Annotated in this window: 9 protein-coding genes; 5 read left to right on the top strand and 4 right to left on the bottom strand. The window is 65.7% G+C overall.

The features are described 5' to 3' along the window. Positions 1 to 26: 26 nt before the first annotated feature. From GA0061098_RS23325 to ligA, 3 genes are all read left to right on the top strand, one after another. A complete protein-coding gene (locus GA0061098_RS23325; RefSeq protein WP_091961679.1) occupies positions 27 to 917 on the top strand; it encodes an outer membrane protein assembly factor BamD in 891 nt (296 codons plus the stop codon). Positions 918 to 930: 13 nt separating this feature from the next. Beyond that, complete coding sequence (gene recN / locus GA0061098_RS23320) at positions 931 to 2,604, top strand: DNA repair protein RecN (protein WP_091961676.1); 1,674 nt, start codon at positions 931 to 933, stop codon at positions 2,602 to 2,604. A gap of 192 nt (positions 2,605 to 2,796) precedes the next feature. Next, on the top strand, positions 2,797 to 4,950 hold the full coding sequence (gene ligA / locus GA0061098_RS23315; RefSeq protein ID WP_091961673.1) for an NAD-dependent DNA ligase LigA: 2,154 nt from the start codon (positions 2,797 to 2,799) through the stop codon (positions 4,948 to 4,950). Positions 4,951 to 5,116: 166 nt separating this feature from the next. On the opposite strand, the gene GA0061098_RS23310 is transcribed toward ligA, so the two are convergent. Next, on the bottom strand, positions 5,117 to 6,391 hold the full coding sequence (locus tag GA0061098_RS23310) for a multidrug effflux MFS transporter (RefSeq protein ID WP_091961670.1): 1,275 nt from the start codon (positions 6,389 to 6,391) through the stop codon (positions 5,117 to 5,119). 319 nt (positions 6,392 to 6,710) lie between these two features. Beyond that, positions 6,711 to 8,540 carry an aminopeptidase P family protein gene (locus tag GA0061098_RS23305; RefSeq protein ID WP_091961666.1) on the bottom strand — a complete coding sequence of 610 codons (1,830 nt, stop codon included), beginning with the start codon at positions 8,538 to 8,540 and terminating at the stop codon, positions 6,711 to 6,713. Positions 8,541 to 8,726: 186 nt separating this feature from the next. Between GA0061098_RS23305 and GA0061098_RS23300 the strand changes: the two genes are divergently transcribed. Beyond that, positions 8,727 to 8,906: a hypothetical protein gene (locus GA0061098_RS23300; protein ID WP_091961663.1), complete on the top strand. Its 180-nt coding sequence runs from the start codon at positions 8,727 to 8,729 to the stop codon at positions 8,904 to 8,906. A gap of 120 nt (positions 8,907 to 9,026) precedes the next feature. On the opposite strand, the gene GA0061098_RS23295 is transcribed toward GA0061098_RS23300, so the two are convergent. Further along, positions 9,027 to 9,914, bottom strand: coding sequence for a 50S ribosomal protein L11 methyltransferase (locus GA0061098_RS23295; RefSeq protein ID WP_091961660.1), 888 nt, complete (start codon positions 9,912 to 9,914; stop codon positions 9,027 to 9,029). A 162-nt stretch (positions 9,915 to 10,076) separates the two neighbouring features. Between GA0061098_RS23295 and GA0061098_RS23290 the strand changes: the two genes are divergently transcribed. Further along, entirely contained in the window at positions 10,077 to 10,232 is a 156-nt protein-coding gene (locus tag GA0061098_RS23290; RefSeq protein ID WP_091961919.1) for a Flp family type IVb pilin, read from the top strand. Positions 10,233 to 10,507: 275 nt separating this feature from the next. Here GA0061098_RS23290 and GA0061098_RS23285 read toward each other — a convergent pair whose 3' ends face one another. Next, entirely contained in the window at positions 10,508 to 12,118 is a 1,611-nt protein-coding gene (locus tag GA0061098_RS23285) for a phytoene desaturase family protein (protein WP_091961657.1), read from the bottom strand. Positions 12,119 to 12,284: the final 166 nt, after the last annotated feature.

Here is a 12,284-nt window from a genome sequence, read left to right as displayed (position 1 = left end):
ATCACAGGGCGTCAGGGCTTAAACTCATGTCGGCACAGCGTACGACGCGCGGATATTTCTCGGTCTCGTCGCGGGCCCGTGGGCTGCTGCAGGCCGTCACCTTCATGATGCTCGCACTGCCGCTGGCCGGCTGCGGCACCGGTTCGCTCTGGGACAAGTTCACCGCCAAGGACGACACCTTCGTCGAGGAGCCCGCCGACAAGATCTACAATGAGGGCCTGTACCTCATGAACGAGAAGAAGGACATGAAGGCGGCGAACAAGAAGTTCGAAGAGGTCGACCGCCAGCATCCTTATTCCGACTGGGCCCGCAAATCGCTGCTGATGTCGGCCTATGCGTCCTACCAGGGCGGCGACTTCGACGGCTGCATCGGCGCCGCCACCCGCTACGTCACGCTGCATCCCGGCAGCCCGGATGCAGCCTATGCGCAATATCTGATCGCCGCCTCCCATTACGACCAGATCCCGGACACCAGCCGCGACCAGGCCCGCACCGAGAAGGCGATCGCCGCCCTTGAAGAGGTGGTGCGCAAATATCCGAGCTCGGAATACGCGACATCCGCCAAGGCCAAGATCGAGGGTGCGCGCGACCAGCTTGCCGGCAAGGAAATGAATGTCGGCCGCTATTACGCGCAGAAGCGCGACTACACGGCGGCGATCAACCGCTACAAGACCGTTGTCACGCAGTATCAGACCACCCGCCATGTCGAGGAGGCGCTGTTCCGGCTGACCGAGGCCTATATGGCGATCGGCATCGTCGGCGAGGCGCAGACCGCGGCGGCCGTGCTTGGGCACAATTTTCCTGACAGCCGCTGGTACAAGGACGCCTATAATCTTGTAAAATCCGGCGGTCTCGAACCGAGCGAGAATCAGGGGTCCTGGATCAGCCGGACTTTCAAGAAGATGGGTCTCGGCTAGGAAATTTGGTTCCATGCTGGCGCGTCTGTCGATCCGTGACATCGTCCTGATCGAACGGCTCGATATCGAATTCGCCACCGGCCTCGCGGTTTTGACCGGCGAGACCGGTGCGGGCAAATCCATCCTGCTCGATGCCTTTGCGCTGGCACTCGGCGGCCGCGGCGACGCCGGCCTCGTGCGCCACGGCGTGGAGCAGGGGCAGGTGACTGCCGTGTTCGATGTCCCCAAGAATCACCCCGCGACGAAGATCCTTGCCGAGAATGGCCTGGAGGACACCGGCGAGATGATTCTCCGCCGCGTGCAGCTCGCCGACGGCCGCACCCGGGCCTTCATCAACGACCAGTCGATCAGCGTGCAGACACTGAAGGCGGTCGGCGCCGCCCTGGTCGAGATCCACGGCCAGCATGACGAGCGTGCGCTGGTCGATGCCGCCACCCACCGCCGCCTGCTCGACGCGTTCGCCGGCCTGGAGAAGGACGTTGCCGCGGTCGAAACGCTCTGGGACGCACGCCGCACCGCCAATACCGCGCTGGAGGAGCATCGCGCCGCCATGGAGCGCGCCGCGCGGGAAGCCGACTATCTGCGCCACGCCTCCGCCGAGCTGAAGCAGCTCGCGCCCAAGGACGGCGAGGAAACCTCGCTCGCCAGCCGCCGCACCACCATGATGCAGGGCGAGAAGATCGCCTCCGATTTGCGCGAGGCGCAGGAGGCTGTCGGTGGCCACCATTCGCCGGTCTCGACTCTGTCGGCGGCGGTACGCCGGCTGGAACGCCGCGCCGTCAATTCGCCCGCGCTGGTCGAGCCCGCCGTGAAGGCGATCGACGCGGCGATCAACGCGCTGGAGGAAGCCGACCAGCATCTGCAGGCGGCGCTCGCCGCGACCGATTTCGATCCGGCCGAGCTCGAACGCATCGAGGAGCGCCTGTTCGCGCTGAGGGCCGCCTCGCGCAAATATTCGACGCCGGTCGACGGGCTCGCCGCGCTGGCCGCCAAATACGCCGCCGACGTCGTGCTGATCGATGCCGGCGCCTCGCGGCTGAAGAAGCTGGAGCAGGCCGCGATCGAGGCAGATAGCCGCTATGCCGCCGCCGCCAAGAAGCTGTCGCTGGTGCGGCAGAAATCGGCGGAGAAGCTCAACAAGGCGGTCAATGCCGAGCTCGCGCCGCTGAAGCTCGAACGCGCCAAGTTCATGACCCAGGTCGCGACCGATGAGGCAGCTCCAGGCCCGCAAGGCTTCGACCGCGTCGAGTTCTGGGTGCAGACCAATCCGGGCACCAAGCCAGGACCGATGATGAAGGTCGCCTCCGGCGGCGAGCTGTCGCGCTTCCTGCTCGCGCTCAAGGTCGTGCTGTCCGACCGCGGCTCGGCGCCGACGCTGGTGTTCGACGAAATCGACACCGGCGTGGGCGGTGCGGTCGCCGACGCCATCGGCGGGCGCCTGGCGCGGCTTGCCGGCAAGGTGCAGGTGATGGCCGTGACCCACGCCCCGCAGGTCGCCGCCCGCGCCGACCAGCACCTGCTGATCTCCAAGGATGCCCTCGACAAGGGCAAGCGTGTCGCCACCCGCGTCAATGCGCTGGCGGCCGACCACCGCCGCGAGGAAATCGCCCGCATGCTGGCCGGCGCCGAGATCACGGCCGAGGCGAGGGCGGCCGCGGAACGGCTGCTCAAGGCGGCCACGGCTTGATTGTGTGTCCCGGACGCGGCGCAGCGCGCAGCGCTGCTCCGCAGAGCCGGGACCCAGATTTCTGCCACGTGGGCCCCGGCTCTGCAGCGCACGGGACAATGCTCCGCATCGCCGGGAGCGCTGCGCTGCGTCCGGGGCACGAGCTTTCTACACGCCTTTACCGTGCTACCCGCTCCGTCGTATCCAAGCACCATGGCCAGAGCAGCAAAATCCAAAGCAACACCGCCTCGCGACCTCGCCGACCTCACCAAGGCCCAGGCCAAGGTCGAGCACATGCGGCTGGCGCTGGAGATCGAGGGGCACAACGAGCGCTACTATCAGGAGGACGCGCCCACCGTCACCGACGCCGAGTACGACGCGCTACGCCAGCGCTTCAACGCGATCGAGAAGCGCTTTCCTGAATTCGTCACCTCGGACTCGCCCTCGCAAAAGGTCGGCGCGGCGCCGTCAGGCCGCTTCAAGAAGGTCCGGCATTCCGTTCCGATGCTGTCGCTCGACAACGCCTTTGCCGAAGAGGACGTGCGCGACTTCGTCGGCCGCATCGTGCGCTTCCTGAAGCTCGACGACGACAAGGTCAATTTCTCCGCCGAGCCGAAGATCGACGGCCTCTCGATGTCGCTGCGCTACGAGGGCGGCGAGCTGGTCACCGCGGCGACGCGCGGGGACGGTGCAGTCGGCGAGGATGTCACCGCCAACATCCGCACCCTCGAAGACGTGCCGCAGAAGCTGAAGGGCCGGAACATCCCCGATATCTGCGAGGTGCGCGGCGAGGTCTACATGACCAAGAAGGCGTTCCTCGCGCTCAACGAGCGGCAGAAGGCGGCCGGCGACACCATCTTTGCCAATCCACGCAATTCGGCGGCCGGTTCGCTCCGGCAGAAGGACCCGACCATCACCGCCTCGCGTCCCCTCGGCTTCTTCGCCTATGCGTGGGGGCAGATGAGCGCGATGCCTGAAGGGACGCAGAGCGGCATGATCGGCTGGTTCGAGCGCTGCGGCTTCAAGACCAATCCGTTGACCAAGCTGTGCCACTCCGTCGAGGAGTTGGTCGCGTTCCACCGGAGCATCGAGGAAGAGCGCGCCGAGCTCGACTACGATATCGATGGCGTCGTCTACAAGGTCGACCGCATCGACTGGCAGGAGCGTCTCGGCTTCGTCTCGCGCACGCCGCGCTGGGGCATCGCGCACAAGTTCCCGGCCGAGCGGGCCATGACCTTGCTGCGCGACATCGAGATCCAGGTTGGTCGCACCGGCTCGTTCACGCCGGTCGGCAAGCTCGAGCCGATCGGCGTCGGCGGCGTGATCGTGCAGAACGTCACGCTGCATAACGAGGACTATATCAAGGGCATCGGCAACAAGGGCGAGGTGCTGCGCGAGGGGCGTGATATCAGGATCGGCGACACCGTCGTGGTCCAGCGCGCCGGCGACGTGATCCCGCAGATCGTCGACGTCGTCCTCGACAAGCGGCCGAAGAGCGCCAAGGAATTCTCCTTCCCGAAGAAGTGCCCGTGCCCGCTGCACACCGACGTTGTCCGCGGCGCAACCGCCGCCGGCGAAGAGGAATCCCGTGCTCGCTGCAGCGGCGAGTTCGCCTGCCCCTATCAGAAGATCGAACACCTCAAGCTGTTCGTTTCGCGCCGTGCTTTCGACATCGACGGTTTAGGGGAGAAGCAGCTGCAGTATTTCTTCGACGAGGGATGGGTCAAGGAGCCCGCCGACATCTTCACGCTGGAGAAGCGCAACGCGAAGCTCAAGCTCGAGGAAATCGAGGGCTACGGTGCCACCTCGGTGCGCAACCTGTTCGGCGCCATCGAGAGTCGGCGCACAATCGCGCTCGAACGCTTCATTTATGCGCTCGGCATGCGTCATGTCGGCGAGACCACGGCGCTGGCGCTGGCACGCGGCTACGGCTCGTGGGACGCCTTCCACGATGCCTGCCTCAAGGTCGCCAAGGGCGACGAAGAGGCGATGGCCGAGATGGACGCGCTCGACCAGATCGGCGACACCGTGATCAAGAGCATCGCCGATTATTTCGGCGAGAGCCACAACCGCGGCATCGTTGAGCGGCTGACCAAGGAAGTCGAGATCGTCGACGCCGAGAAGCCGAAGAGCAACTCGGCCGTCGCCGGCAAGACGGTGGTGTTCACGGGCTCGCTGGAGAAGATGACGCGCGACGAGGCCAAGGCCACAGCGGAGCGGTTGGGCGCCAAGGTCTCAGGCTCGGTGTCGAAGAAGACCGATCTCGTCGTTGCCGGTCCTGGCGCGGGCTCGAAGCTGGCCGAGGCCAACAAGCACGGCGTCAAGGTGCTGACCGAGGACGAGTGGCTGACGCTGATCGGGGAGTGAGGGGCACGCTGGTACCACCCACTCCGCCGTCATTCCCCGCGAAGGCGGGGAATCCAGTACGCCCCAGCCTATCCGTATCCCCCGCAGCGTCTCTGGAATACTGGATCCCCCGCCTTCGCGGGGGATGACACCGAATGCAGGGTGACGCCGTCGCGCCCAGCGACAGCTACATCATCCCGCTCTCTTCCTCTTCCGCCTGCTCGATCAGTGCCTCGCTCACCACCACTTCGCGGCGGGGGACGACGAAGATCATCACGCAGGCACAGAGCAGCGAGATCGCGAGGACTGCGGCGGTGAGTGGCAGCGTCGTTACGGAGTGGCCGCCGAGATAGGCGCCGAATTGCGACATCAGTGCGCCGATGCCCTGTTGGAGGAAGCCCATCGTGCCGGAGGCGGTGCCGGCGGCCTCGGGGCGGATGCTGATGGCGCCGGCGGCCGAATTCGCCATCACGAAGGCATTGCCGGCCATCACGATCATCTGCGTGCCGAACAGCCAGGCCGGGGCCTCGTTCCAGCCGATGATACTCCACAGCAGGTTCGCAAGGCTGCCGGCGAGCTGGAGGGCGAGCCCGAACCAGATCAATTTTTCCAGCGAATGCCGCGGCGCAAAGCGTACGCAGAGCAGATTTCCGACGAGAAACGCAAAGCCCGAGGTCGCGAACCAGGCGCCGTATTCGGCGCTGCTGCGGCCCATCTGCGTCACCACGATGTAGGGGCCGCCGCCCGCGAAGGTGAAGATGATCTGAGAGGCCAGCACCTGGCACATCACATAGCCGACGAAGGCGCGGTTGCGGATCAGGATGCCGACGTCGCCGCGGAAGCCGCTGCCGGCGGCGCGGCTGCGCCGCGTTTCGGGCAGCGCCACCGCGATGCCGACGGCGACAATGATCGCGGCGATGGTGATGGCGTAGAAGATCGCGCGCCAGCCGAACGCAGTCTCGATCAGGCCGCCGGTCAGCGGCGAAACCATCTGCCCGATCATCAGCGCGGCGACCACGAGGCTGATCATCGAGGCGACGCGGTCGCGCTCGTAGATGTCGCGGATGATGGCGCGGCTGATCACCATGCCGGAGGCGCCGCCGAGCGCCTGGAAAAAGCGTGCGGCGATCAATTGCGGCAAGGTCTCGGCGAAAATGCACGCGACGCTGGCCACGATCATCAGCGCCAGCCCTCCGAGCAGCACCGGACGCCGTCCGAACCGGTCCGACAGCGGTCCCATGATGAGCTGCGACAGCGCGATGCCGACCATGTAGAGCGACACCGTCATCTGCGCGATCGAGATGTCGCTGCCGAAATTCGTCGCCAGCACCGGCAGTGCCGGAACCAGGATATAAAGCGAGATCGGCGCGATCCCGGTCATCACGACCAGCAACAGCAGCACCAGGCGCGACGTCGCGAGGTTGGCCGCCGCTCGCGGCGGCTTGCTGATCATGCCGTGCATTGGTGTCCGTCTTTCGAGTTCGAATCGACTGTAGCGCGCCCGCGCAAGACGGATATCGGCGTTTCGGAATGCGGCTATACGGATTCCGGGATGGTTATGGTGAGGGCGCGATGGCGCCCGATTGGCCGCGTTGCTCGTGCCCAATGGTGGTGTCATCGTCCGCGAAGGCGGACGATCCAGTATTCCAGAGGCAGTTGTGGTTGAATCGAGGAGCCGCGGCGTACTGGATGCCCCGCCTGCGCGGGGCATGACAGCTGAGGTGAGGAAGCAGCGTTGCGCAAATCGCCTAGCGCCATGCAGCGCCGCTCCGGCTCGCTCGCTACGCCTTCAGCTCCGCCGTCGCCTGATCGAGCCAGGCCTGCGTCGCCTCGTCCAGCGCCGGCCGCACCTCGGCCCTTACACGCGCGTGGTAGGCATTGAGCCAGCCGAGTTCGTCGCGGCTCAGCATCGCCACATCGATCAGCCGCCGGTCGATCGGTGCCAACGTCAGCGTCTCGAACGCATTCATCGGCTTCTCGGCGCCCTTGATGTCGGCGGCCACCACCAGCTCGAGGTTCTCGATGCGGATGCCGAAACCGTCGGTCTTGTAGTAGCCGGGCTCGTTGGAGAGGATCATGCCGCGCTTCAGCGGCGTGGTGCCGAGCTTCGAGATCCGCGCCGGCCCTTCGTGCACCGAGAGATAGCTGCCGACGCCGTGACCGGTGCCGTGCTCGAAATCGACGCCGGCGGCCCAGAGATATTGCCGTGCCAGCGTGTCGAGCTGCGCGCCCGTGGTGCCGTCCGGAAAGACGGCGCGCGCGATCGCGATATGGCCGCGCAGCACGCGGGTGAAGCGGTCGCGCATCTCAGCGGTGGGTTCGCCCACCGCCATGGTGCGCGTGACGTCGGTGGTGCCGTCTTCGTACTGCGCGCCGGAATCAATCAGCAGCAGATCGCCGGGTGCGATCCGACGGTTGCTCTTGCGGGTGACGCGGTAGTGCACGATGGCGCCGTTCGGGCCGGTGCCCGAGATGGTGGGAAACGACACGTCCTTCAGCGCGCCGGTGTCGCGGCGGAACGTCTCCAGCGCCTCGACCGCGTCGATCTCCGTGAGCTTGCCGCTTGCGGCCTCGCGGTCGATGAAGGCGAGGAAGCGCGCCAGCGCCACGGCGTCGCGCCGATGCGCCGTCTGCGTGCCCTTGATCTCGGTCGCGTTCTTGACCGCCTTGAGCAGTGCAATCGGATCGCTGCCGCGTACCGGCTTGCCGCCGGCTCCCGCGATCAGGCGGCTGAGCGCATCGGCGGCTGTGGCACCGTCGAGCGCGATCGCAGCGCCGCTTTTGGCCAGCGCCATCAGCGTCGGCGCCATCGCATCGGGCTCGCGCACGTCGGCGGACTGCTCGAGGTGGTCGCGCGTGAGGTTGGAGAGTTTTCGATGGTCGATGAAGATGGTGGGGCGACCGTCCTTCGGCACCAGCGCATAGGACAACGGCAGCGGCGTGTGCGCAACGTCGGCACCGCGGATGTTGAAGGTCCAGGCCACCGCGTGGCTGTCCGACAGCACCAGCGCGTCGGCGCCGAGCTTGACGATCTCGGCCCTGATCTGCGTCAGCTTCTCGGCTTCAGTGACGCCGGCATTCTGCGGGCTGTGCACGGTGACGGGGGCGAGCGGCGGCTGCGGGCGGTCCTGCCAGATTGCGTCGATTGGATTGCTGTCGACGGCGACCAGCTCGGCGCCGGCCTTGGCGCAGGCGGCAGACAGGCGCTCGGCTGCCGCAAAAGTGTGCAGCCACGGATCAAATCCGAGGCGGTCACCGGCCTTCAGATGCGCGGACACCCAGCTCTCCGGCGGCGGGTCGATCAGCGATTCCACGGCCCAGGCCTTTGCATCGACCTGCTTGGCGGCCTGAAGCGTGTAGCGGCCATCGACGAACAGAGCGGCCTCCTGGGTCAGCACCACCGAGAGTCCCGCCGACCCCGTGAAACCGGTCAGCCAGGCCAGCCGTTCTTCCGAGGGCGGCACATATTCGTTCTGCTGCTGATCGGCGCGCGGGATCACGAAGCCGGTCAGCTTGCGGCGGGCGAGTTCTTCGCGAAGGGCGGCGAGCCGCGCCGTCAATGCGACGCCGGCTTCCGGCTCCTCGAATGTCTGGAAGTGTGCTTCGAACATGGTGGATCACTTTAGGATCATGGGGACGAGTCCGCAATCTGGACGCATTCGCGTCGCATCTGGCATGGACTGTGCTTGAATGGTTCCATTCGAATTGAGTGGAGTAAAGGATGCGGCAGTTGCGCTTCGTCCGGATGACAGGGAAATTCGAGCAGGTGGTTCATCTCAACGGCGAGGGGACACACGATGCCAGCATTCACGTTTGAGAAGATTTCGCCGCCGGTGCGTCGCGTCCCGACTGCGGCTGCAGCGAAGAAGCCGCGCGGCGTCATGCGCCAGATGATCGATCGTATCGCCGAGCGCCGCGCGAGGCGTACCTTGCAGGACGAGCCTCCGATGCGGCGGGACGAGAAGCCCGCGGAGTAGGGCAGCATCGATAATGCCGTAGGGTGGGCAAAGGCGCAAAGCGCCGTGCCCACCATCTTTCCTTTTTTCGCGGACGCATGGTGGGCACGCTTGCGCTTTGCCCACCCTGCGACACCTCGCTCACCCCATCTTCCGCAACAACAGGCTGCTCCACCCCTCGATCCGCAGATGCTTCAACGGCATGAGACCGCGCGCGCGGTAGGCGGCGATCACGGCGGGGGCCTGGTGCGTCAACAGGCCGGAGAGGATGACGCGTCCGCCGGGCGCAAGATGCCGCGCCATCGGGCCCGCCAATTGCCTGAGCGGGTTGGCGAGGATGTTGGCGAGCACCAGGTCGAACTGACCGGCCTTTTCGAAATCCGGCGCGGCGAAGCCGGTGGCGCGAATCACCCGCACCTGGTTGCCGACCTCGTTCAGCACCGCGTTCTCCGCCGCCACCCGCACCGACGGAGGGTCGATGTCGGAGGCGAGCACCGCGCGATGCAGCGCCTTGGCGGCCGCGATGCCGAGTACGCCGGTTCCGGTGCCGAGGTCGAGCAGGTTCCTCGGGCGGGAACTCTTAAGGACATGGTCAAGCAGCAGTAAACAGCCACGGGTGGTGCCGTGGTGGCCGGTGCCGAAGGCAAGCGCCGCCTCGATTTCGATGGCGAGCTTGTTCGGCGCCACGCGGTCGCGGTCATGGCTGCCGTGCACGACGAAGCGCCCGGCCGGGACCGGGACGAGATCTTCCAGGCTGGCCTTGACCCAGTCCTTTGCCTCGACCGTGTCGAAGAGAAGAGTCGCGGCGATCGCATTTCCTGCTGAAGTTGCAACGAGTTCACGCAGCCAAGCCTGATCGGGCGCCTCGGCGAAATGGAGCGTGACGTCCCACGGTCCGTCCGGCCGCTCGAAGGCGGCAACCGCCGCATCGCCGTCAAAAAACACCTCGGTGAGCACGTCGACGACGCGTCGGGCGTCGGCCTCGCTGCCGATCGAAAAGCTGGCGCGATGGGTAGGAGAAGGCTGCATTCAGGGTTCCGTTGAGTTCAATTTTTGGAACTTTCGTCGCCATTTTTCCGCATAAGTTGCGGTTCCCGGTTAACCGGGCTGTAGGTTGCGCCCCGTATCTTTGCGGATGTCGAAACCAACCAACACAGCTTGGAATTGAAACGGAGGCGAGTTTTGAAGCGCATGATTCAAAAGTTCTGGTCGGACGAGTCCGGTGCAACCGCGATCGAGTACGGCCTGATTGCCGCAGGTATCGCTCTGGCGATCATCACCGTGGTGAACAGCCTGGGCGTCACCCTGAACGACAAGTTCACTTCGATTAGCAGCTCCTTGAAGTAATTTCCGCCTCCATTTCCCAGCGGGGGCTATTTTTCTTTTGAGGTTTTTCCTGATCACCGCCCGCGAGGGGATACCCCCTGGCGGGCGAGGTCGTTTTCGGGCGAGCGTTCTCAGTGATCTTCACAAATTGTCCACCGCCTGCCGGGACGCCGTCCACCCGCTTGTCCCGCGATTGTCCACCGGCTTTCCCCAAGTTCGGTCCCGACGTTCTGGCCCATGTATCCTCGGTCTGACCACAGGCCATTCAACAGCCAGTCCACAGCTCATCCACAGACCTATCCACGGTTTCCGAACAGCGACCGGTGATCTCTCAAGATCGCCTGCGCGGCGTTATGGCCGGGCGCGCCGGTGACGCCGCCGCCGGGATGGGCGCCGGAGCCGCAATGATAGAGGCCCTTCAACGGCCCGCGATAATCGGCATGGCCCAGCATCGGCCGCGCCGAGAACAGCTGGTTCAGCGTCAGCGCGCCATGGAAGATATCGCCGCCGAGGAGGCCGAACTGCCGTTCGAGATCGAGAGGGGACAGGATCTGGCGGCCCAGCACGCTCGTCGCAAAACCCGGCGCGTATTTGTCCACCGTCGCGATCATGAGATCGGCGACCTCGTCGCGATGGTCGTCCCACGATTGTCCGTCGGGAAGCTCCGGTGCGACGTGCTGGCAGAACAGGCTGGCGACGTGCTTTCCCGCTGGGGCCAGCGTGTCGTCGAGCGTGGAGGGGATCAGCATCTCGACGACTGGCTCCCGGCTCCAGCCCTGCGCCCGCGCATCGAGATAAGCGCGGTCCATATAGCCGAGGCTTGGCGCCAGGATGATGCCGGAGCTGAGATGATCGCCCTCGCCCGGCAGCGCCATGAAGGAGGGCAGGCGGTCCAGCGCAACGTTCATGCGGAAGGTGCCGGAGCCGTTCTTCCAGTGCCGGATGCGGGCGAGGAAGTCCGCAGGAAGAGCGTCGGCTGCGACCAGCCGCGTGTAGAGCAGCTTTGGATTGACATTGGCTGCGACATATTTGGCGCGGATGGCCGTGCCGTTCTCCAGCACGACGCCGACGGCGCGGTCGCGCTCGACGATGATCTCACGGACGCCGGCATCCGTTTCGATCACGACGCCGCGGTCGCGTGCCGCGCCCGCCATCGCCTGCGTGATCGCGCCCATGCCGCCGATGGCGTGACCCCAGACCCCCTTCTTGCCGTTCACCTCGCCGAAGGCGTGATGCAGCATCACATAGGCGGAGCCGGCGGCGTAGGGGCTCGCATAGTTGCCGACGATGGCGTCGAAGCCGAACAGGGCCTTGACCAGATCATGCTCGAAGCGCTCGTCCAGCATCTCGCCGGCCGAGCGGGTGAAGAGATCGAGCAGGCTGCGGCTCTGTTCCAGCGTGAGGCCGCGCAGGATGTTGGCGGTCTTCCAGGCGTTGACGCCTTCACGGACGGCTGCTGTGCCAAAGCCGTCGACGAGGTTCGGCGGCGCGCGGAGCACGAACTGCCTGAGCACGTCGGCGATGTCCTCCAGCTCGCGCGAAAATCCGTCGAGCGCGCCTGCGTCATGCGCGCTCAGCCGCGCGACTGATGCCTTCGTCCGTCCCTCGCCGGTCAGGAGATAGCTTCCATCAGGCGCGGGCAGAAAGTTCTGGGCGCGCCGTTCGACGATCCGCAGGCCCTGCTCGGTGAGCTTGAGGTCACGGATCACCTGCGGATTGAGCAGGCTCACAGTGTAGGCCGCGACCGAATTGCGGAATCCGGGGTGAAACTCTTCGGTGACCGCGGCGCCGCCGACCACCTTGCGGCGCTCGACCACGCGCACGCGCAGGCCCGCGCCCGCGAGATAGGCCGCGCAAGTGAGGCCGTTATGGCCAGCGCCAATGATGACGACGTCGGTTTCGTTCATGATTTCCCTGGCGTCATTCCGGGGCGATGCGCAGCATCGAACTAAGGTGCGGGCTCCGCACCGGAGAATTTCGAGGTTCCGGGTTCGCGCTTCGCGCGCCCCGGAATGACATCTCTATATCAGGCATTCCTAGCTGCAACATCACGAGTGCCTTTATTGCCCGTTC

It is taken from the genome of Bradyrhizobium shewense (assembly GCF_900094605.1).
Classification (GTDB): Bacteria; Pseudomonadota; Alphaproteobacteria; order Rhizobiales; family Xanthobacteraceae; genus Bradyrhizobium; species Bradyrhizobium shewense.
Note: the sequence above shows the minus strand (reverse complement) of the source record. Positions and strands in the feature narration are given on the sequence as shown.